Source organism: Stenotrophomonas sp. FW305-C-20-S1 (assembly GCF_058783335.1).
On the sequence record NZ_JBYTEK010000040.1, the window covers coordinates 20022 to 42037 of the forward strand.

Annotated in this window: 16 protein-coding genes; 8 read left to right on the plus strand and 8 right to left on the minus strand. The window is 65.2% G+C overall.

Annotated elements, in window-relative coordinates:
- Positions 1 to 47 precede the first annotated feature (47 nt).
- The 4 genes from gyrB to dnaA form a co-directional block, all read right to left on the minus strand.
- Complete coding sequence (gene gyrB, locus AC3WTC_RS17480; protein ID WP_032978484.1) at positions 48 to 2507, minus strand: DNA topoisomerase (ATP-hydrolyzing) subunit B; 2460 nt, start codon at positions 2505 to 2507, stop codon at positions 48 to 50.
- A 112-nt stretch (positions 2508 to 2619) separates the two neighbouring features.
- Positions 2620 to 3714 carry a DNA replication/repair protein RecF gene (gene recF / locus AC3WTC_RS17485; protein ID WP_492712082.1) on the minus strand — a complete coding sequence of 365 codons (1095 nt, stop codon included), beginning with the start codon at positions 3712 to 3714 and terminating at the stop codon, positions 2620 to 2622.
- A 930-nt stretch (positions 3715 to 4644) separates the two neighbouring features.
- Complete coding sequence (dnaN, locus tag AC3WTC_RS17490) at positions 4645 to 5745, minus strand: DNA polymerase III subunit beta (RefSeq protein WP_005411731.1); 1101 nt, start codon at positions 5743 to 5745, stop codon at positions 4645 to 4647.
- Between the two features lie 276 nt (positions 5746 to 6021).
- Complete coding sequence (dnaA, locus tag AC3WTC_RS17495) at positions 6022 to 7353, minus strand: chromosomal replication initiator protein DnaA (protein ID WP_025875573.1); 1332 nt, start codon at positions 7351 to 7353, stop codon at positions 6022 to 6024.
- Between the two features lie 254 nt (positions 7354 to 7607).
- Between dnaA and rpmH the strand changes: the two genes are divergently transcribed.
- The 6 genes from rpmH (at position 7608) to AC3WTC_RS17525 (ending at position 15341) form a co-directional block, all read left to right on the plus strand.
- On the plus strand, positions 7608 to 7748 hold the full coding sequence (gene rpmH / locus AC3WTC_RS17500) for a 50S ribosomal protein L34 (RefSeq protein WP_006404565.1): 141 nt from the start codon (positions 7608 to 7610) through the stop codon (positions 7746 to 7748).
- Positions 7749 to 7753: 5 nt separating this feature from the next.
- Positions 7754 to 8248 (plus strand): ribonuclease P protein component, encoded by a 495-nt coding sequence (gene rnpA / locus AC3WTC_RS17505; RefSeq protein WP_025875580.1) that lies wholly within the window; start codon positions 7754 to 7756, stop codon positions 8246 to 8248.
- The gene (gene yidC, locus AC3WTC_RS17510) at positions 8248 to 9963 is read left to right on the plus strand and encodes a membrane protein insertase YidC (protein WP_025875582.1); all 1716 of its coding nucleotides are present in this window, start codon (positions 8248 to 8250) and stop codon (positions 9961 to 9963) included. Before rnpA ends, yidC begins: the two co-directional genes overlap by 1 nt.
- Positions 9964 to 10092: 129 nt before the next feature.
- On the plus strand, positions 10093 to 12762 hold the full coding sequence (locus tag AC3WTC_RS17515) for a polysaccharide deacetylase family protein (RefSeq protein ID WP_492712084.1): 2670 nt from the start codon (positions 10093 to 10095) through the stop codon (positions 12760 to 12762).
- Between the two features lie 3 nt (positions 12763 to 12765).
- Positions 12766 to 14115: a tRNA uridine-5-carboxymethylaminomethyl(34) synthesis GTPase MnmE gene (mnmE, locus tag AC3WTC_RS17520; protein WP_492712085.1), complete on the plus strand. Its 1350-nt coding sequence runs from the start codon at positions 12766 to 12768 to the stop codon at positions 14113 to 14115.
- Between the two features lie 110 nt (positions 14116 to 14225).
- Positions 14226 to 15341: a glycerophosphodiester phosphodiesterase gene (locus tag AC3WTC_RS17525; protein ID WP_025875592.1), complete on the plus strand. Its 1116-nt coding sequence runs from the start codon at positions 14226 to 14228 to the stop codon at positions 15339 to 15341.
- 88 nt (positions 15342 to 15429) lie between these two features.
- Here AC3WTC_RS17525 and AC3WTC_RS17530 read toward each other — a convergent pair whose 3' ends face one another.
- Positions 15430 to 16200, minus strand: coding sequence for a rhomboid family intramembrane serine protease (locus tag AC3WTC_RS17530; RefSeq protein WP_025875594.1), 771 nt, complete (start codon positions 16198 to 16200; stop codon positions 15430 to 15432).
- A 106-nt stretch (positions 16201 to 16306) separates the two neighbouring features.
- On the minus strand, positions 16307 to 17263 hold the full coding sequence (locus AC3WTC_RS17535; RefSeq protein ID WP_025875596.1) for a TerC family protein: 957 nt from the start codon (positions 17261 to 17263) through the stop codon (positions 16307 to 16309).
- Between the two features lie 350 nt (positions 17264 to 17613).
- Here AC3WTC_RS17535 and AC3WTC_RS17540 point away from each other — a divergent pair, with 350 nt between their 5' ends.
- Positions 17614 to 18783, plus strand: a complete 1170-nt coding sequence (locus AC3WTC_RS17540) for a class I SAM-dependent rRNA methyltransferase (protein WP_059065710.1) — start codon at positions 17614 to 17616, stop codon at positions 18781 to 18783.
- 72 nt (positions 18784 to 18855) lie between these two features.
- On the opposite strand, the gene AC3WTC_RS17545 is transcribed toward AC3WTC_RS17540, so the two are convergent.
- A complete protein-coding gene (locus tag AC3WTC_RS17545; RefSeq protein WP_218788219.1) occupies positions 18856 to 19722 on the minus strand; it encodes a hypothetical protein in 867 nt (288 codons plus the stop codon).
- Complete coding sequence (locus tag AC3WTC_RS17550) at positions 19719 to 20537, minus strand: protein klaA (RefSeq protein WP_492712089.1); 819 nt, start codon at positions 20535 to 20537, stop codon at positions 19719 to 19721. The genes AC3WTC_RS17545 and AC3WTC_RS17550 overlap by 4 nt, the downstream gene beginning before the upstream one ends.
- Positions 20538 to 20693: 156 nt before the next feature.
- Here AC3WTC_RS17550 and AC3WTC_RS17555 point away from each other — a divergent pair, with 156 nt between their 5' ends.
- Positions 20694 to 21935, plus strand: a complete 1242-nt coding sequence (locus tag AC3WTC_RS17555) for a dipeptidase (protein ID WP_154881291.1) — start codon at positions 20694 to 20696, stop codon at positions 21933 to 21935.
- Positions 21936 to 22016: the final 81 nt, after the last annotated feature.

The window sequence follows — 22016 nt, forward strand, 5'->3', positions numbered from 1 at the left end:
ACAAAAGCCGGCGCGCCTCCCCGCGCGCCGGCCACCATCCGATTGTGTCAGATATCCAGGTTGGCGACCTTCAGCGCGTTGTCTTCGATGAAGTCGCGGCGCGGTTCGACCACATCACCCATCAGGGTGCTGAAGATCTGGTCAGCGGCCACCGCATCTTCGATACGCACCTGCAGCAGGCGACGGGTATCGGGATTGACGGTGGTGTCCCACAGCTGTTCCGGATTCATTTCGCCCAGACCCTTGAATCGCTGGATCTGACGGCCGCGCTTGGCTTCGTCCAGCAGCCAGTTGCGGGCCTGCGCGAACGACTCGATCTCGATCGACTTGGCGCCACGGGTGATGACCGCGCCTTCGCGGACCAGACCGTGCAGCAGCTGCGCTGCCTGGTGGATGCCACGCAGCTCGCCGCTTTCAAGCGCGGACAGCGGCAGCACCTGGATGTGCTGTTCGCCCATGTGGCTGCGCGTGACCAGCACCGCAGCCGGACGCTGCTCGTTGGGTTCCTGCAGTTCCAGGGTGAAACGGGCGCTGCCGAGGTTGCCCTGGTTGAGGTGCTTGGCCAGCGCGTCCAGGCCTTCGCCGGGACCTGCGTTGCGCAGGTTTTCCAGCTCCAACGGCATGAAGTCGACCAGCGCTTCGAGCAGGTTGCGGTCGTAACGATGGGTATTGCGGTTGATCGTGTCCTGCGCGGCAGCGTAGGCAAGCAGCAGCTTTTCCAGCGCCACGCCATCGATCGGCGGCTCGCCGCTGGCCGGCACCAGCCCCGCGTTCTCCACTGCGCTGCTGGCCAGATAGCTGTCCAGCGCCGGATCGTCCTTCAGGTACAGCTCCTGCTTGCCCTGCTTGATCTTGTACAACGGCGGCAGGCCGATATAGACATAACCACGCTCGATCAGCTCCGGCATCTGACGGTAGAAGAACGTCAGCAGCAGGGTGCGGATGTGCGCGCCGTCGACGTCGGCGTCGGTCATGATGATGATCTTGTGGTAACGCAGCTTGTCCGGGTTGTACTCGTCGCGACCGATGCCGGTGCCCAGCGCGGTGATCAGCGTACCCACCTGGTCGGACGCCAGCATGCGGTCGAAGCGTGCACGTTCCACGTTGAGGATCTTGCCGCGCAGCGGCAGCACCGCCTGGTTCTTGCGGTTACGACCCTGCTTGGCCGAACCACCTGCCGAGTCACCCTCGACGATGAACAGTTCGGACAGCGCCGGATCCTTTTCCTGGCAGTCGGCCAGCTTGCCCGGCAGGCCGGCGATATCCAGCGCACCCTTGCGGCGGGTCAGGTCGCGGGCCTTGCGCGCGGCTTCGCGGGCACGGGCAGCGTCGACGATCTTGCCGGCGATGGCCTTGGCTTCGTTCGGGTTTTCCTGCAGGAACTCTTCCAGGCGCTGGCCGAATGCGCTTTCCACGGCCGGACGCACATCCGAGCTGACCAGCTTTTCCTTGGTCTGGCTGGAGAAGCTCGGGTCCGGCACCTTCACCGACAGCACCGCGATCATGCCTTCGCGCATGTCATCGCCGGTCAGGTTGATCTTGGCCTGCTTGGCGATGCCGTTCTGCTCGATGTAGTTGTTGAGCACACGGGTCAACGCGCCACGGAAGCCGGCCAGGTGCGTACCGCCGTCCTTCTGCGGAATGTTGTTGGTGAAGCAGTACATCGTCTCCTGGTAGGAGTCGGTCCACTGCAGCGCCACTTCCACGGTGATGCCGTTGGATTCGCCGGTTACCGAGATCACGTTCGGGTGCAACGGCGTCTTCAACTGCGCCAGATGCTCCACGAAGCTGCGGATGCCGCCCTCGTAATGGAAGTCGTCGCGGCGGCCATCACCACGCTCGTCCACCAGCACAATCTTGACGCCGGAATTGAGGAAGGACAGTTCGCGCAGGCGACGGGCCAGGATGTCGTAGTGGAATTCCACGTTGTCGTGGAAAGCCTTTACCGACGGCCAGAAGCGCAGGGTGGTACCGCGCTTGGTGCTGGGACCGACCTGCTTGAGCGGATGCAGTGCTGCGCCGTCGGCGTATTCCTGCTGGTAGTGGAAACCGCCCTGGTAGATATCCAGGACCAGCTTCTGCGACAGCGCGTTGACCACGCTGACGCCCACGCCATGCAGGCCGCCGGAAACCTTGTAGCTGTTGTCGTCGAACTTGCCGCCTGCGTGCAGGACCGTCATCACGACTTCGGCTGCAGACACGTCGCGGTCGAGCTTCTTGCTCATCTGCTCGTGCTTGCCCGTCGGAATGCCGCGACCGTTGTCGGACACTCCGACCGAGCCGTCGGCATGGATCGTCACCGACACGTGGTCGGCATGGCCGGCGAGGGCTTCGTCGATCGAGTTGTCGACGACCTCGAACACCATGTGATGCAGGCCGGTGCCGTCATGGACGTCGCCGATGTACATACCTGGGCGCTTGCGGACAGCCTCCAGGCCTTCCAGGGCCGTAATGCTGTTGGCGTCGTAGTTGCCGTTGTTTGCCGGGGTGTTCTGTTCGTCGGTCATTGCGCTTGCCGTAGGCTCCGCAGGTCGGACACCGCTTTGAGCGATGTGCCGAGAATGAAGGGATAGCAGCCTGAATTATACCAGCCGGGGCTGAGCGGCCTTGCCGTGCCCACTATGGCACAGCCACGATCTGTGCATGTTCCACGTGGAACCGGGTGATGTTGCTCAGAGTCTCCAGTGCTGCAGGCGTTTCTGTTGAAGTGATGAATATCTGCGCCGGTGCCGACAACAGGCGGTGCAGTACCCGGGCCTGGTGTGTGCGATCCAGCTCCGAGGCCAGATCGTCGAGCGCGATGACGGGCCACTCGCCACGCTGCTCGGCGTAATCCTCCGCCTGGGCCAGTAGACAGGCGAGGGCGGTGAGCTTGGCCTGGCCGCGTGACAGCGCATCGCGCCCCGGGATGCTCTGGAACGCCACGCTCCAGTCCGCCCGGTGTGGGCCCAGCGAGGTGTAACCCGCCTGACGGTCGCGATCGCGCGCCAGCAGAAGGGCATCTGCCAGCGGAACCTCGTGCCGGCGCCAGCCGGGATTCAGATTCAGGCCCACGATTCCCAGTTGCGGAGCCAGTGCCTCGGCCAGGGCGATGGTTCGGGACTGCAGCCGCTCCAGGTAGTGCTGCCGACGACTGGTCAGCGGTTCTCCCGCCTCGGCCAGCTCGTGATCCCAGGTATCGAGCATCCGCGACGGCCCGCCCTGCTTGAGCAGGGCATTGCGCTGCTTCAACGCGCGCGAGTAGCGCCGCCACAAGGATAGGAAGTCTGGTTCCACGTGGAACAGGCCCCAATCCAGAAAGCGCCGACGCGGCTCGCCACCACCACTCACCAAGGCGTGACTGCCCGGTTCAAAGGTCACCACAGCCAGGGCGGCACACAGGTTTCCGAGTTGGGCGACGTCTTCGCCATCCAGCCGCCCCTTCCACTCCTGCCCGCTATGCCGCAACCCGGCTTTTCGCCTCTGCACGGGCAGATCACCGCGTTGCTCGTCCCATTCCACGAAGACTTCCAGGGCTTCATGGCCCTGACGCACCAAGCCATCGCGTACCCGCCCGCGGAAACTCCGCCCATAGGCCATCAGATGCAACGCTTCCAGGACGCTGGTCTTGCCAGCGCCGTTGTCACCGGTCAGCAGATTCACCCCTGGCTGGGGCGACAGCTCCACCGCATCGAAACGACGCAAGTGGTGGAGGGCAAGACGACGAATCTGCATGGGATGCGACAGACCATCCGCACATGGCGGTAGAGGGGCGGGGAATCACCCAGCTTACTGCATTGGTCAAGCCAGCCAGCGTGGATCGGACGTGGACCGGCATCAGCGGGGCGTTGCAGCCTTGGAGAACACGGGTTCCACGTGGCGGAGGCCTGTCGGCATGCAGGCGGCCGGAGACAGTGGCCGAAATCGTTCAAATCCGGCAGGAAGCCAAGGCTCAAGGCGTCCAGATTTCGCCATTCCGAAGACGGTTTCCCCGGCTCATGGCCTGACTCCACACCGAAATTGCAGTCAGTGCTCCCCAGATTTCTTGAAATCTGCGACCAAGGCCCCTGCCAGGTTCCACAGATTTCAAGAAATTCAAAGCGGCAGTTCCACGCAATCCACAGCGGGTCTGTATGACTTATACACAAGGTGTGGGCGAACTGTGGATAAAAAAGGCACTTTTCCTCGGCTGTAAAACTATCCACAGGTTCCCCCCCAGGCTTGATGGCCTATATACAGGGGGTTTCAACCCTATAAAAGCTTTTTAAAACAGACACATAGCCTACTTTTACATGAAATCTGGCCCTACCATCACCACCAAGCTTTTGATTTATACCCAGATTTAGAAGCTAGGGAAGCGCCGACTTCCTACGAACGAGGCCTGTGGACAGAGAGGTCAGCACGCAAGCGGAAGCCGCTGGATCGGATCCCGCTGCGCGCTCATATCCAACGTGTCTCGTCATCTCAGCATGTGGATTCCACAGCTGGCTTCGCGGGACCGTGGGTTCCATGCGCCGACAACCCATCAGGGCAACGCGGATGCTCTCATCGGCAAGGAGCGACGAGGGAGGCGGTAGCATTCGCAACGATGCTCCACGTGGAACAAAAAAAAGACGCCCGGGAGATCCCGGGCGTCCATGTGTTCCACGTGGAACGGCGCAGCTGTCAGAGACGCAACGGCATCACCACATGACGCGACTTCTCGCTGCTGGATTCGCGCACCAGCGCCGAGGAATTGGAATCGCGCAGCTGGATGATCACTTCTTCGTCGCGCAGGGCGGAGAGGGCATCCAGCAGGTAGTTCACGTTGAAGCCGATGGCCAGGTCGCTAACCGTGGTGTCGGCCTCGATCTCTTCCTGGGCTTCTTCCTGCTCCGGGTTGTGCGCGCTGATCTTCAGGTTGCCCGGCGAAACTTCCACGCGGATGCCGCGGTACTTCTCGTTGGACAGGATCGCAGCACGCTGCAGCGAGGCACGCAGTGCTTCGCGATCAACCTTCACCTCGCGGTCGGCACCAATCGGAATCACTGCCTCGTAATCCGGGAAGCGACCGTCGATCAGCTTCGAAGTGAAGGTCACATCGTCGCGCTTCACGCGAACGTGGCTACGGCCGACTTCCAGTTCGATCTCGCGATCACCGCTTTCCAGCAGGCGCTGCAACTCGGTCACGCCCTTGCGCGGCACGATGATCTGGCGCTTGGAACCGCTGGGCTTGGCCAGATCGGTTTCGCACAGGGCCAGCCGATGACCGTCGGTGGCGACAGTGCGCAGCGCATCTCCGCGCAGGTCGAACAGCAGGCCGTTGAGGTAATAGCGCACGTCCTGCTGGGCCATCGCGAACGCAGTGCGCTCGATCAGCTCCTTCAGGGTTGCTTCGCCGATCGCAACACGCTCGGTGGCTTCCACTTCGTCCACCGACGGGAAGTCGTTGGAGGGCAGGGTGGCCAGGGTGAAGCGGCTGCGTCCTGCCTGCACGGTGATCTTGTCACCGGTCTGCGAGACGGTGATCCGGCTGCCATCAGGCAGGGCGCGGATGATCTCGAACAGCTTGCGGGCGGGAATGGTGGTTTCGCCGTCCTGGGCATCTTCAACCGCGATCCGCGACACCATCTCCACTTCCAGGTCGGTACCGGTCAGCGACAGCTGGCCGTTCTGCACCTGCACCAGGAAATTGGCCAGAACCGGAAGGGTCTGGCGGCGTTCGACCACGTTGACGACCTGTGCCAACGGCTTGAGAAAGGCTTCGCGCTGCAGTGTGAAACGCATGTGGTTCCGTGCCCCTATGCTTTAAAAAAATGTGGAATAAATCAAAAGCTTGGTGGTGCTGGTAGAGCCAGAATCGCTGGAAAACACAGCTAAGTCTTTGTAAACAAATGGGTTTCAGGCTTCGAAACCCTCTGCATTACCAGCCCCCAAGGGGTGGGGAAAGCTGTGGATAAATCTTCCGGGAAATCCAACGGCATTTTTATCCACACCCTGTCCCGCGCTTGCTACCGGATTCTGCACCGTTTTATGCGGTGACGCCTCATCGGCGTACGTGCATCATTCGCTCAGCTTCCGGATCAGCTTGTCCCAGTCCTCGCGGAGCTTGCCGTCGGCTTCCATCAGGGTGCGGATCTGCCGGCAGGCATGCAGCACCGTGGTGTGATCGCGACCGGCAAAGGCGTCGCCGATTTCGGGCAGGCTGTGTTCGGTCAGTTCCTTGGTCAGCGCCATTGCAACCTGGCGCGGACGGGCCAGCGACCGGGTCCGACGCTTGGACAGCAGATCCTTGATCTGCAGCCCGTAGTAATCGGCAACGGTTTTCTGGATGTTGGGAATGCTGATCGCCTGCTGCTGAGCGCGCAGCAGGTCGCGCAGGGTTTCCTGGGCGAATTCGGTGGTGATCGCACGGCCGGTGAAATTGGCGCGGGCGGTCAGGGTATTCAGCGCACCCTCGAGGTCGCGCACATTGGAGCGCATCTTCTTGGCAATCAGGAACGCAACGTCATCGGGAATCTCGGCACCACGCTCGCGGGCCTTGGCCAGCACGATCGCAGCGCGGGTCTCGAAGTCCGGCGGCTCGATGGCGACCGACAGGCCCCAGGCAAGCCGCGACTTCAGGCGCGCTTCCAGGCCTTCGACTTCGCGCGGATAGCGGTCGCAGGTCAGGATGATCTGCTGCTTGCCATCGAACAACGCGTTGAAGGTGTGGAAGAACTCTTCCTGGGTGCGATCCTTGCCGGCGAAGAACTGGATGTCATCGATCAGCAGCGCGTCGACCTGCTGGAACTGGCGCTTGAACTGATCCATGGTCTTTTCCTGCAAGGCCCGGATCATCGCGCTGAAGAACTGTTCCGAACGCAGGTACAGCACCTTGGCGGCCGGATTGGCCTGACGCATCGCGTTGCCGGCGGCGAACATCAGGTGGGTCTTGCCCAGGCCTGTGCCCCCGTACAGCAGCAGCGGATTGTGCGCGCGGTCGCCCGGCTTCTGCGCCGCCTGGAATGCTGCGGCCAGGCCCAACTGGTTGCTGCGGCCTTCCACGAAGTTGGCGAAGGTGTAGTGGTTGTCCAGGTTGCCGGCAAAGGGGACCTGCGGCTGCACCGGCGCCTGCGCCGAATGGCTGGAAACCGGCGCGATCTGCGCGTCCACGGGCCGCGGACGCGAGCCGATTTCAAGAAATACGTCGCCGAAACCGGCAAAGTGGGTGACCAGCTCGCGGATCCGCGGCAGGTACAGTTCGCGCACCTGATCGACAATGAAGGCATTCGGTGCATACAGCACCAGGCTGTCAGCGCGCAGATCTGCCTGCAGCGGCTTCAACCAGGTGTGAACATCCTCGGGCGGGAACTCCGCCTCGAGTCGCTCGAGACTACGTGACCAGGCATCCATCAGCAATAATTGTCCGGTGGCCGATGCATAGGCGCGAAAAGGCGCCCAAACACAGGCCTGAAAGGGGGGAAATGGATGGCTCAGCCTACCACCGAGCGCCCGCCTTCGGAATGCTTGTCCCCTACTTATTCACAAAAAGATCCACAGCTATTGCACAGCCCGGTGAATTGGCGTAGCAGACAGGGGTTGACGGGAGGGGGGACACCTCTCTAAAATTTCCGGTTCTTTCCGTCCCATTCATACGAGAGGCCCACATGGCCACCAAGCGCACCTTCCAGCCCAGCAACCTCAAGCGTAAGCGCGACCACGGCTTCCGTGCCCGTATGAAGACCGCTGACGGCCGCAAGATCCTGTCGCGTCGCCGCGCCAAGGGCCGCAAAGTCCTGAGCGCCTGATTGCCATGCCGCATCCAGCGGCAGACGCAATCCATTCGACAGTGAATACTGCAGACCCGCGCAAGCGATTCCCTCGCTCTGCGCGGGTTCGCACGCGTGCCGAATATTCAACGGTCTTCAACGGCGCCCGCCGTGTGTCCGATCCGCTGATGACCCTGCACTGGCTACCGGCTGACCGGCCGGCCAGGCTGGGTCTGGCGGTTTCCCGCAAGGTCGATCCTCACGCCGTTGGGCGTAACCGGATCAAGCGCGTCCTGCGCGACGCCTTGCGTCAGACACGAACCGACATACAGCCAGGCGACTTCGTCGTCGTGGCTCGTACTGCTGCGCGTCATGCCAGCAACGAAGATATCCGCCAGGCCTTCCTGCGCCTGCTGCGGCGCCTGCGCGCATTGCCCGCGCCGGGCGTGGACGGCACAATGCCGCCGCCTGATGGCATTGCCATTTCCTCCGTCACCGAGCCGGCACCGCGTCCCGGCCCCGCTGAGCCTGCCTGCTGATGAACCAGACCCGTGTTTTCCTGATCTTTGCCTGGCTGATGGTGGCCGTGCTGCTGTGGATGGAGTGGAGCCGTGAGAAGTCCGCCCCGACCCCGGCGCCGACGACCAGCTCGGCCCCGGCCGCCGCCCAGAGCGTCCCCGGCGCGTCCCCGGGCAGCATCCCCAGCGCGCAGGTTCCCGGTGCCCCGGGTCAGGCCGCTGCACAGGCCCAGGCCAGCGCCACCCCGTCCGCACAGACCGTGACCATCACCACCGACGTGCTGCGCCTGAAGCTCGATGGCGGCCGCGTGCTCGACGCCGAACTGCTGCAGTTCCCGCAGAGCAAGGACGAAGGCAGCCCGCCGGTGCGCCTGCTGACCGAAGATCCCGCGCATCCCTACAGCGCGATCAGCGGCTGGGCCAGCGAAGACAAGAACACCCCGGTGCCGGGTGCCGACGGCTTCAAGCTGGTCGGTGACACCCGCGACTTCGTGCTGGCCAAGGGCCAGAACGAACTGCAGGTTCCGTTCGTATGGACCGCCGACAACGGCGTGACCATCAAGCGCACCCTGATCGTGGGCCGCAACGAGTATGCGATCCGCTTCAAGGATGAAGTCAGCAATGCCGGCGCCGCGCCGTGGAACGGCTACGTCTATCGCACCCTGGACCGCAGCCCGACGATCCTGTCGCGGAGCATGACCAATCCGGACTCGTTCAGCTTCAACGGTGCCACCTGGTACGACAACGACAAGAAGTACCAGCGTCGTGCGTTCAAGGATTACCTGGACGATGGCGCGCTGAACCAGAACATCACCGGCGGCTGGCTGGCGATGCTGCAGCACCACTTCTTCACCGCCTGGATCCCGCAGAAGGACCAGACCGCACACTACGTGCTGTCGCAGGTGGCCGGTCGTGACCTGATCGAAGCGCGTGGCCCGGCCTTCACCGTGGCCCCGGGCCAGTCCACCAGCACCGAGGCTCGCCTGTGGGTCGGCCCGAAGCTGGTCAACCTGATCGCCAAGGAAGACGTGCCGGGTCTGGACCGTGTGGTCGACTACAGCCGCTTCTCGATGATGGCGGTGATCGGCCAGGGCCTGTTCTGGGTGCTCAACCAGGTGCACAAGCTGGTGGGCAACTGGGGCTGGGCCATCGTCGGCCTGGTGGTGCTGCTGAAGATCGTGCTGTACCCGCTGTCGGCGACGCAGTACAAGAGTGGCGCCAAAATGCGTCGCTTCCAGCCGCGCATCGCACAGCTGAAGGAACGCTATGGCGATGACCGCCAGAAGTTCCAGACCGCGATGATGGAGCTGTACAAGAAGGAAAAGATCAATCCGATGGGCGGCTGTCTGCCGATCCTCATCCAGATGCCGATCTTCTTCGCCCTGTACTGGGTGCTGGTGGAATCGGTCGAACTGCGCCAGGCGCCCTGGTTCGGCTGGATCCAGGACCTGACCGCCCGTGACCCGTACTTCATCCTGCCGGTAATCAACGTAGCGGTGATGTGGTTCACCCAGAAGCTGACGCCGGCACCGGGCATGGACCCGATGCAGCAGAAGATGATGCAGTTCATGCCGCTGGTGTTCGGCGTCATGATGGCCTTCATGCCGTCCGGCCTGGTCCTGTACTGGGTGGTCAACGGTGGCCTGGGCCTGCTGCAGCAGTGGTGGATGACCAAGCGCCACGGCAGCGATCCGGTGCCGGCCACGGCAGCCACCGCTCCGGCCAAGAAAAAGTAAGGCGCGTCTGCGCCGACGGGTAGCGCCGGCCGCTGGCCGGCTGACCCAGCAAAGGCCCGCCGCAAGGCGGGCTTTTCGCATGCGGCGTTAGAATCGCCGGCACACCATTCCCCTTTGTTCGAGTCCGCCATGCCGCGTGCGCCGTCGTTCCGCCTGTTTCTGCCCAGCCTGCTGTTGACCCTGCTCGTGGCTGGCTGTGGCGACAAGGACGCGCAGGCACCGGCGGCGGTTACCCAGCCGAGCGCACAGGCTGCCGCTGCCGCCGACCCGGCCGCCGCGCCGTTGCTGGGCGCATTGCAGAAGCAGCTCGACGGCTATCGACGGATCATCGTGCTGCTGGCCGATGAGGAACAGCAGTCCGCGGCCGATCGCACCACCTCCACCCGCATCGGCCAGCAGCTGTTCCACGATGGCCTGGAACAGCGCGGCGCCATTGCCACGCAGTTCGACACCCTGCTGCGCGGCACCAGGCCGCAGCGCTTCGCTACCCTGGGCACGGTGCTGGATTACATCGAGTCGGCGCCCGAACTGTTCGATGCCGATCGCCTGGCGTTCCGCGAGGTGCTGCGTGACCTGCACGAACGCATCGGCGCCGATTCCTCGTTGCCGGCGGTGAAGCTGCACCAGCGCATCGGTGAAGATCTGGAGGCGCTGGACGAGATCGAGCGCAACTACAACCAGGAACTGACCCGCATCTTCAGCCGCTTCGAGCGCACCCGTGCCATCGAACTGAAGCGCGAGAAGTGGGACGACTACATCGCGCACCTGCACAAGGACTACAGCCGCGAAGCGATCCTGCGCGACTACGGCGTGATCGAGCCGTACCCGATGTCGATGAAGGACAGCGACCGCGAGATTTTCGGCCGCGACCTGCCGCCGAAGACGGTGGTGCTGACCTTCGACGATGGCCCGCACAAGGCCTATACCGATGAAGTGGTGGCCATCCTCAAGCGCTACGACGTACCGGGCGTGTTCTTCGAGGTCGGTCGCAACCTGGGCAAGGTCGACACCGACGGCAAGGTCAGCCTCGGGCCGATGGCGAAGATCAGCCGCAACCTGATGGAAGAGGGCTACGCCGTCGGCAACCACAGCCTGACCCATGCGCAGCTGTCGCGCACCACCGGCGATGCGCTGCGCCAGCAGGTGCTGGACACCGACACCCTGCTGAAGGACGTGGACAGCAAGCGCGCGCCGCTGTTCCGCTTCCCGTATGGCGCACGCAACGCCGAAGGCCTGCAGCTGCTCAACGAGGCGGGCCTGAAGTCGATCATGTGGAACATCGATTCGATGGACTGGGCCGACCCGGTGCCTGAATCGATCGTGCAGCGCGTGCTCGACCAGGTGAACAAGGAGCAGCGCGGCATCATCCTGTTCCACGATATCCACGACCGCGCGGTGAAGGCACTGCCGCAGATCCTGGACCGGCTGATCGCCGACGGCTACCAGTTCGCCGGCTGGAATGGCCGCGACTTCAGCGTCGCCCGACCGCGCAAGGGCAGCGACCGCGATGCCACCGTCACCACCGGCTATGAAAAATCGTGGGCGATCGTGGTCGGCATCGACAACTACGCCAAGTGGCCGAAGCTGGAATACGCCAGCCACGATGCCCAGGCCGTGGCCGATACGCTGACCGGGCAGTTCGGCTTCCCGTCCTCGCAGGTGATCGTGCTGAAGAACGAGCAGGCCACCCGCAACAACATCCTGGCCGCCTTCCACGACCGGCTGTCCGACGACCGCACCGGCAGGAATGATCGCGTGTTCGTGTTCTTCGCCGGCCACGGTGCTACCCGTCAGCTGGCATCCGGGCGCGACCTCGGCTACATCATTCCGGTTGATTCGGACCCGAAGGAATTCGCCACCGATGCCATCGCGATGACCGACATCCAGAACATCGCCGAGAGCATGCAGGCCAAGCATGTGATGTTCGTGATGGATGCCTGCTACAGCGGTCTGGGCCTGACCCGCGGCGGCCCGTCGTCATCGTCGTTCCTGCGCGAGAACGCACGCCGCAGCGCGCGGCAGATGCTGACCGCCGGCGGTGCCGACCAGCAGGTGGCCGATGCCGGCCCGAACGGCCACTCGGTGTTCACCTGGGTGTTGCTGCAGGCATTGGCTGGCAAGGGCGATCTCAATGGCGATGGCCTGATCACCGGTACCGAGCTGGCCGCCTATGTGGCGCCGGCGGTGTCGGCGGTGTCGCAGCAGACGCCGGCGTTCGGCAGCCTGCCCGGCTCGCAGGGGGGCGAGTTCGTGTTCCAGGTGCCGGACAGCCAGGAATACCTCAACGCCGATACGCGCCAGCTGACTGCCGATGCGATCGCCCTGAACAACAAGGTCGACGCTGCCCAGGACGCCAAGAACAGTGAAGCGCCAGTGACCGTGGCCGACCTGCAGGGCGGCAAGGCCAAGCTGGTGGTGCCGACGGCCGGACCGGCCTCGGACCGCCAGCGCTCGCAGCAGGCCAACGACCGTGGCCTGCAGCTGTACCGCGAGAAGCGCTACGACGAAGCCGCCGTGCAGTTCGCCGAGGCGCTGAAGCTGCGCCCGGATTTTGCCCAGGCGGCCAACAACCTCGGCTTCGTCTACTACCGCCAGCAACGCTACGCCGAAGCGGCGCGTTGGCTGGAGAACACACTGAAGATCGATCCGTCACGCGCGGTGGCCCATCTGAATCTGGGTGACGCGTACTTCCACGCAGGCGACAAGGCCAAGGCGAAGCAGGCCTACACCACCTACCTGGCGCTGCAGCCGCAGGGCAGTGGTGCGGCGCAGGCCCGCGCGCAGCTGGAGAAGCTCTGAGCGATGAACGATATGAAGCGCACCGAAACCATCGTGGCCATTGCCAGCGCACCCGGTGCGGGCGGCGTCGGCCTGCTGCGCCTGTCAGGCCCACGCGCCGCAGCGATTTCCAACGCGCTCGGCGCACCGACGTTGCGCCCGCGGCATGCGCACTACGCGCGCCTGCGCGATGCAGACGGTGAGGTGATCGACGATGGCATCGTGCTGTGGTTCCCGGCGCCGAACAGCTTCACCGGCGAAGAAGTGGTGGAACTGCAGGGCCATGGCAGCCCGGTACTGCTGCAGCAGCTGGTCGCACGCTGCATCGCATTGGGGGCGCGGCAGGCGCGGCCCGGCGAGTTCAGTGAGCGCGCGTTTCTCAACGGCAAGCTCGACCTGGCACAGGCCGAAGCCATCGCCGATCTGATCGCGGCCGGGGACAACCGCGCGGCGCGCGCGGCACGACGTTCACTGGACGGCGTGTTCTCGCGCCGCATCGAGGCGGTGGTCGAACAGCTGGTGCTGCTGCGCATCCATGTGGAAGCAGCCATCGATTTCGCCGACGAATCGCTGGACACACTCGGCGGTGCACAGGTGCGGCGTGGCCTGGAACAGGCGCGCAGCGATCTGGCCCTGCTGCGTCGCGACGCAGAGCGTGGCCGTCGTCTGCGCGATGGCCTGCATGCGGTGCTGATCGGCCCACCGAATGCCGGCAAGAGTTCGCTGTTGAACGCGCTGGCCGGTAGCGAGCGTGCCATCGTCACCGACATCGCCGGCACGACCCGTGACACGCTGCGCGAGACCATCCGCCTGGATGGGCTGGAACTGACCCTGGTCGATACCGCCGGCCTGCGCGACGGTGGCGATGCCATCGAACGCGAAGGCATGCGTCGCGCGCGCGCGGAGATCGAGCGCACCGACCTGGCGTTGATCGTGCTGGATGCACGCGATCCGGCAGCCGGCGAAGCCGCGATCGGCGAAGCGGTACTGGCGGTGCCGCACAAGGTCTACATCCACAACAAGTCGGATCTGTTGGATGCGATGCCGGTGCGGGACGACCCGGACCGCGTGTTCGTCTCCGCTGCCACCGGCGCGGGACTGGACGAGCTGCATGCGCGCCTGCGTTCGATCGCTTCGGCCGGGGCAGGGGAGCAGGTGGAGGGCGAATTCTCCGCACGCACCCGCCACGTCGATGCGATCGAACGCGCACAGGAACACGCGCAGCGGGCGGATGGCGAGCTGGTGCACGAGCACCTGGAGCTGGCGGCCGAGGAGCTGCGTCTGGCGCACGACGCGCTGGGCGAAATCACCGGGCAGATGAGTGCCGATGATCTGCTGGGCAGGATTTTCTCCAGCTTCTGCATCGGCAAGTAGGCCTTGGTAGTGCCGGCCGCTGGCCGGCAATCCAGGGAAATCAGCTCCCCCAACCTGTCACATTCCCGCCGCATACTGACGCCCATCACAAACCGCTTGGGGAAGTCGCAGTGAAGTCGTGGGGTCGTGCGTTGCTGTTGTCGCTGGCCGTGGCACCATCGGTGGCCATGAGTGCTGAATCCTCCCCTCCGGCCGCACACAAGGTGTCGGTCTACGGCCACCGCGGTGCAAGCGCGCTGCTGCCCGAGCACACGCTGGCGGCCTATGCGCAGGCCATCGCCGACGGTGCCGATTACATCGAACCGGACCTGGTGATGACCAAGGACGGGGTGATGGTGGCCCGCCATGAGAACGAGATCGGTGGCACAACCGATGTGGCCGAGCACAAGGAATTCGCGAAGCGGAAGACCCGCAAGGTCATCGACGGGCAGACGGTCGAAGGCTGGTTCACCGAAGACTTCACCCTGGCCGAGCTGAAGACGCTGTACGCCCGCGAGCGCCTGCCGGAGTTCCGCAGCACTGCCTACGACGGCCAGTTCCGCATTGCCAGCCTGGACGAGATCCTGGCGTTCCTGGTCCAGCAGGCCGGTCGTGCCAACCGTGGCATCGGCCTGGTGCCGGAGATCAAGCACCCGACCTACTTCCAGTCGATCGGCCTGCCGATGGAAGACACGCTGCTGGCCGCGCTGCGCGGCAACGCCTATACCAACGTCGGCCCGGTCACCATCCAGTCGTTCGAGACGGCCAACCTGCGCTACCTGCGCGGCAAGATCCCGCGTGGCAGCAACATCCGCCTGTTGCAGCTGCTGTGGAAGGGCGATACCCAGCCGGCCGACATCGCCAAGGCCGGCGGCGCGCTGACCTATGCGCAGATGATGACCCCGGCGGGGCTGAAGGACATCGCGGCCTATGCCGACGGCATCGGCCCGGAGCTGCGCTCGATCATCCCGCTGGATGCCAACGGTGCGCTGGGCACGCCGACGGCGCTGGTGCGTGATGCGCATGCGGTGGGCCTGATGGTGATCCCGTACACCTTCCGCCCGGAGAACCACTTCCAGGCCAGCAACCTGCGCAAGGGCGCGGACAATGCGCGCAACGCGGAGGGGTCGATCGCGGAGATGCGTGCCTACCTGGCGACCGGCATCGATGCCTTCTTCACCGATGACCCGGCATTGGGCCGGCAGGCGGTGGATGGAATGGGCGCGGCGGCGAACGCGGCGGACTGACCGGCGTCAATGCCGCCGGGCATGGCCCGGCGCTACCAGAGGCATCCAGAAGCGGTAGCGCCGGGCCATGCCCGGCGTATCCACCCGATCAACCGCGCGGGTCTTCCGGCCGGCGGAACGGGATCACCACATAGTCCTGCCCTTCGCGCGGCTGCCACAGCACCGGCACGCGCTGCGGCGACGGCGGCTCGAGTTCGTCATCGGCCAGCGGCTCGACCTCGTCTTCCTCGTCCTCCCAGCTGTAACGCGGGCGCGGCGGCAGCGGGTCGGCGTTGCGGAACAGCAGCGCGGCGATGATGCCGGCGAAGGCTCCGCCCATGTGCGACTGCCAGGACACACCGTCGGCATGCGGCAGCACGGTCATCAACATGCCGCCGTAGAACAGCATGCCGATCAGCCCGGTGGCGATCGCCGCGCGGTCGCGGCGCAGCAGGCCAAGGCTGGCCAGCAGGAACATCAGGCCGTGGGTGACGCCACTGGCGCCGAGATGGAAGCTGCCGGGGTTGCCGAGCATCCACGCACCGATGCCCGAGCCCAGCCACAGCAGGGGCAGGGCGCGCAGCGTGGCTTTGGGATAGACGCTGCCGGCCAGGGTGCCGAGGATCAGGATGGCGAAGCTGTTGGCGGCGATGTGTTCGACCGAGCCATGCAGCAGCGGTCCGCCGATCAGGCCAAGCAGGCCCTTGGCTTCCAACGGTGCGACCGCCCAGGGCCGCCAGTCGAAATGGTCCTGCAGGGCGAACACGGCCACCAGCACCAGCACGGCGGCCAGGCTGGCATTGAAGGCGCGCAGGATGCGCGTGCGGTCGTTGCGGGCGGCCGGCGCGTCGCCGGCGGGCAGGGGCGCGTTCGTGTTCATACCCTCAGCAATGGCGGTGGCCGGCGCGAAACCAAGGCCACCGCCGCGGGAGAGTGGCTGCGACCGGCGGGACAATCCACCGGCCGCAGCGTTCAATCGGCCAGGATCAGGCGCCGCCTTCCTTCGGCGGGTTCTTCAGGCTCAGTACCACCGTGGCGGCGATGATCACCGCGACCACGCCCAGCGAGATCGGGGTCGGGATCTTGAACAGGTCGATGATCATCATCTTGATGCCGATGAAGGCCAGCACCAGGGCCAGGCCGTACGGCAGCAGGTGGAAGCGGTCGGCCATGCCGGCCAGCAGGAAGAACATCGCACGCAGGCCGAGCACCGCGAACACGTTGGAGGTCAGCACGATGAACGGGTCGGTGGTGATCGCGAAGATCGCCGGGATGCTGTCCACCGCGAAGATCACGTCGGTCACCGCGATCAGGATCAGCACCGCGAACAGCGGGGTGAACCAGCGCACGCCGTCGCGCTTGACGCTCATCGCGTTGCCTTCGTAGTCCGGCAGCAGGCGCAGGTGCTTGCGCATCCAGCGCAGGGCCGGGTTGGCTTCCAGGTCAGGCTCCTGGCCCGCGGCGAACCACATCTTCCAGCCGGTGAAGAGCAGGAAGGCGCCGAATACATAGAGCAGCCAGTGGAACTGGGTGATCAGCACGCTACCGGCGAAGATCATGATCGTACGCAGCACGATCGCACCCAGGATGCCGATGATCAGCACCTTCTGGCGCTGTTCCTCCGGCACCGCGAAGTAGCTCATGATCATCAGGAAGACAAAGATGTTGTCCACCGCCAGCGCCTTCTCGACCAGATAGCCGGTCAGGAACTCCAGGCCGACCTTGTTGGCCACGACTTGGCCGGCGGTCTCGTTCAGGTAGAACCAGAGGCCGCCGTTGAAGGCCAGCGCCAGCGCGACCCAGCCGATGGACCACCACAGGGCTTCCTTGAAAGTGACCTTGTGCGGGCCACCGTGGCGCATCAATACGAGGTCGACCAGCAGGGCGATGACCACCACCGCTGCGAAGCCGCCCCACAACCACAAATTACCGATCGTCTGCATGGGTTTGTCCGTTGGGAAATGAAAAATGCCTCAAGCCGGACGGCGAGGATCTGCAACGGAGGATCGGGAGGGGATCCAGGGACAGAGCTTCGCCAGTACGGCGAAGGTCTCGCTCGCAGTTCCGATGGGCCGGAACTGCCGTTGCACCGGAGCCTGCGGGCTCGAATTGACGGCGACAACGTCTGGGAGCTACTCCCCTTCTGCCGCCGATTCTGCGGCCTGGCCGGGCCGGCGTCAAATGCTGGCCGGGGTCGGATCCCCGCAGGGGGCTCCGACCCCATTCCCACAACGACCAAGGGGTCAGAGCCCCTGTGGGGATCTGACCCCGGCGCCCGGTTTACAATAGGTGGATGAATACCCCCCTTCCCGTTGTCCGCCTCAAGAACGCGTGGCGTTCCAGCCACCCGTGGATCTTCCAGAAACTGGTCGAGAAGCCGACCGTCCGGCCCAAGCCCGGCTCCCTCGTCGATGTCGTCGGCGTGGATGGCGAGTTCATCGGCCGTGGCTTCTACAACGGGCATTCGCGTATTGCCGTACGCATCCTCGAAACCGACCCGCAGATCCCGCTGGATGCCGGCTGGTTCTCGCGCAAGATCGCCCAGGCGGTGTCGCTGCGTCGTGAGGTGCTGAAGCTCGATGCGGTGTCCGACGCCTGGCGCGTGGTGCACAGCGAGGGCGATGGCCTGTCCGGTCTGGTGGTCGACCGCTACGGCGACCTGGTAGTGGTGGAGTTCTTCGCCGCCGGCATGTTCCGCCACCGCGAATGGATCTACGAAGCCCTGCGTGAACAGTTCCCGGGTTGCCGCTTCCACAGCTTCGCCGACGAACACGTGCAGAAGCAGGAAAGCTTCGATTTCCACGGCAACACCACCACCGAAGCGTCGGTGATCACCGAGTACGGCATCAAGTTCCGCGCCGACCCGGCCGGTGCGCACAAGACCGGTTTCTTCGCCGACCAGCGCGAGAACCGTGAGTGGCTGAGCCAGCAGGTGGAAGGCAAGAGCGTGCTCGACCTGTGCTGCAACACCGGCGGTTTCGCCGTGTACGCGGCCGCGCGCGGTGCATCGGAAGTGGTCGGCATCGACATCGATGAGGACGTCATCCAGATCGCCAAGGGCAATTCACGTCTGAACAACGTGCGCCCGAAGTTCGTCCAGTCCGACATCTTCCCGTGGCTGCGCGATGCGGCCAACCGCGGTGAGCAGTACGACGTGGTGATCCTGGACCCGGCGAAGATGACCCGCGACCGCGACCAGGTGATCACCGCGCTGAAGAAGTACCTGGACATGAACAAGCTGGCGCTGGGCGTGGTCAAGCCCGGTGGCCTGTTCGCCACGTTCTCCTGCACCGGCCTGGTGGCCGAGGACCAGTTCCTGGACATGCTGCGTCGTGCGGCGTACTTCTCCGGCCGCACCATCCAGATCCTGAAGGTGGCCGGCGCCGGCCCGGACCATCCGTTCATGGCCCACGTGCAGGAATCGCGTTACCTGAAGGCCGTGTTCTGCCGCGTGGTGGACTGACCTACGGGGTGAGGAGCCGGGCGATGCCCGGCTCCCCCACACTGCGCCGAAGACTGCCCCCGCGCGCCAGCCTCAGGGCTGCGCGCGTGGCGGCGCAGGAACCGGCTGCAGCTGCTGCAGCAACCCGTTGATCACTTCGGACCTGCGCCGCAGATGGTGGCCGAGCACGATCGCCACCGCACCCAATGCAAGCAGCGCCGGTACCGCGAGCAGCGCGAGCACCCAGCCGACGTCGAACAGAAGCCAGCCCAGCAGACGCTGGCGATGCCATCGCTGCGACCGTTCAGAGCGGGGCAGCCCTGCTGCCTTCTCGAAGCGGGACTGCATTGCCGGCGATACCGGAACACCGATGTCTTCGCCATTGGCCAACGCACGGGCAGTGGCGACCACGGCCGACGAGGCGACGCCGTAGGGAAGCTCCTGCTGTGCACGCAGATAGGCCTGCCACTGGGGGCTGAAGCCGCTGAAGTCTGGACTGGCGATCAGCGCGTCCAGCTGGCGATGGTCGAGGCGATCGCCCTGGCCGATGGCGGGTGCGGTGATGCCCATGCTTCCCCAGGCACCGCACAGCAGCATCGAACCCAGCGCGAATGACCAGGCGAAGCGGCGAAGGCGATGGCGGCTGAGCAGGTCGCGCACGCCGAAGAACATCCACACCAGCAGCAAGGGGGTCATGACCAGCAGGATGAGCAACTGCCTGCCCGTGTCCTTCGACCCATAGCCGGCCGGCACCTGTGCCCACGACGGGGGGCCCAGCTCGGTGCCGGTAAATGCCAGCGCCATGTAGGACAGCGCCGTTGCCGCCAGCGGAAGGCAGGCCAGGCCGAAGACCCGCAGCAGCGAGGCCCGCCGGTAGAACGCGCGCAGGCCCGGAACAGCTTCCACCCGCGCCTGCAGATCCGGCGGGATCTGCAGCGGATCGCGTACCGGCGCGCTCATGCCGGCACCGTCGATGTGCGCAGCAACTGCTGCAGGGCCTGTTTCAGCTGGTCCTGTGCCTGGGCCGCGCTGGCGATCATCTGCGGGCTGGCGTTGTCGCTGTTGTGCAGCGCCTGGATGGTCTGGCGCCAGATCGGCAGCAGGATCTGCACCGTCTCGCTGTAACGGTCCAGCAGGTCGATGGCATGGCTGCGTGCCAGCTGCACCTGCATCCGGCTCATCGAATGGCTGGCCAGCAGCGCGGTCAGGTTGGCTACGCGGCGTTGCAGCCGCTCGACCGGACGGTCGAGCACCGGCGCGCCATCGTCGCTGTCGACGGCCGCTGGCAGCTCCTGCAGGAACTGCACGCCTGCATCGATGTACACCTGCAGTCGCACCCCCTGCACGTCATGCTCGAGCAGCTGCGCATCCAGTCGATCGACGCTGGCCCGCACGGCAATGGCTTCGCGCTCGATCCTGGCCAGGACATCGCCGTTGCTGCCCATGGCAATGCGACGGCGCAGGCGTTCTTCGATATCGGCACCGGTGAACCGCTCCCACCATCCCGCGCGCTGCAGCAGCGCATTGGGATCGTGTTCGGACAGCCGGCTGACCAGTTCGGCAAGCGCCTGGGCCAGTGCGTTGGCGCTGCCATCCTGCCAGGCCGGCTCGGCGCTGGCGCTGGCCAGGTCGGCCGGGCCATAGCGGCCGATGTCGGTACGCCCGGCAAACAACGTTGGCAGCACATCACGCTTGAGCTGCTCGACGGTGACCGTGTTGGCGGGGACAGGCGCCTGGCCCTGCACGGGCAGCGCCGGAGGCTGGGAGTTCGACATCGATGCTTCCATTCCATGGTCGACGCAGCACGCGGTGCTGCACGCTGATTTATCGGCTGCCGGCGAGTGTAATGGAGCTGGCGGATCAATACGGCACTACCGGCGTTGGCCGTCGCGGCGCTATGGTCGTGTCCTTCCCATTGCCGGTGGATGCCCATGCCGTCGTTGCGTCGCCTGTCCCTGCTGCTCGCCCTGGCGCTGAGTGCGCCGCTGTCCGCCCATGCCATCGACTTCAGCACGCAGGAGCTGGCCCGTGCCAAGGCACTGCAGCAGCGCCTGCTGACCCTGGACAGCCACTTGGATACGCCGGCCAACTTCGGCCGCGACGGCTTCGACATCGAGCAGCGGCACGACCGCAACGCACTCTCGCAGGTGGACTACCCGCGCATGGTCGAAGGTGCGCTTGATGGCGGCTTCTGGGCGATCTATACCGACCAGGGCGACCGCACGGCCGCCGCGCATCTGGCCGAGCGCGACCACGGCCTGCAGCGGTTGCTGGAGATCCGGCAGATGCTGGCCGCCAATCCCGAGCGCTTCGCATTGGCGCTGACCGCCGATGACGCGGCGCGGATCAAGGTGGCCGGCAAGCGCGTGGTCTACATCAGCATGGAGAACGCCAGTCCGCTGGTGGCCGACCCCAGCCTGCTGTCGTTCTATCACCGTGCGGGCCTGCGCCTGCTCAGCACCGTGCACTTCGCCAACAACGAGTTCGCCGATTCGGCCACCGATCCCAAGGGGGCTGAATGGAAGGGCCTGAGCCCGGCTGGCAAGGACCTGGTGCGCGAGGCGGTGAAGCTGGGCATCGTCATCGACCAGTCGCACGCCTCCGATGCCGTGTTCGACGATCTGCTGGCGATGATGCCGGTGCCGTTCGTGCTGTCGCACAGCTCGGCCAAGGCGGTCTACGACCACCCACGCAATCTTGATGACGCGCGCCTGCGCAAGCTGGCCAAGGCTGGCGGGGTGATCCAGGTGAACGCGTATGGCGGCTACCTGATCGACACCGCCAAGTCGCCCGAGCGCAAGCAGGCCGAAGAAGCCCTGAGCAAGCAGCTGGGTGGCTGGGAAGGCATGACCATCGAACAGGGCGTGGCGCTGCAGAAGGCCGAGCAGGCACTGGACCACGAACACCCGGTGCGCCACGCCAGCCTGGACGACTTCTTCGCCCATTTCGAGCACATCCTGAAGGTGGTCGGCCCCGAGCACGTCGGCATCGGTCTGGACTGGGATGGCGGTGGTGGTCTGAGCGACCTGCCCGATGTCAGCCAGCTGCCGAAGATCACCGCGTGGCTGCTGCGCAAGGGGTACAGCGAACAACAGATCGCCGCCATCTGGGGCGGCAACCTGCTGCGGGTGATGCGCCAGGCGCAGGACTATGCGGCAAAGCAGGGCGGTTAGCCGCCCTGCGGTAGTGGGGGGGGGGGGGGGGGGGGGGGGGGGGGGGGGGGGGGGGGGGGGGGGGGGGGGGGGGGGGGGGGG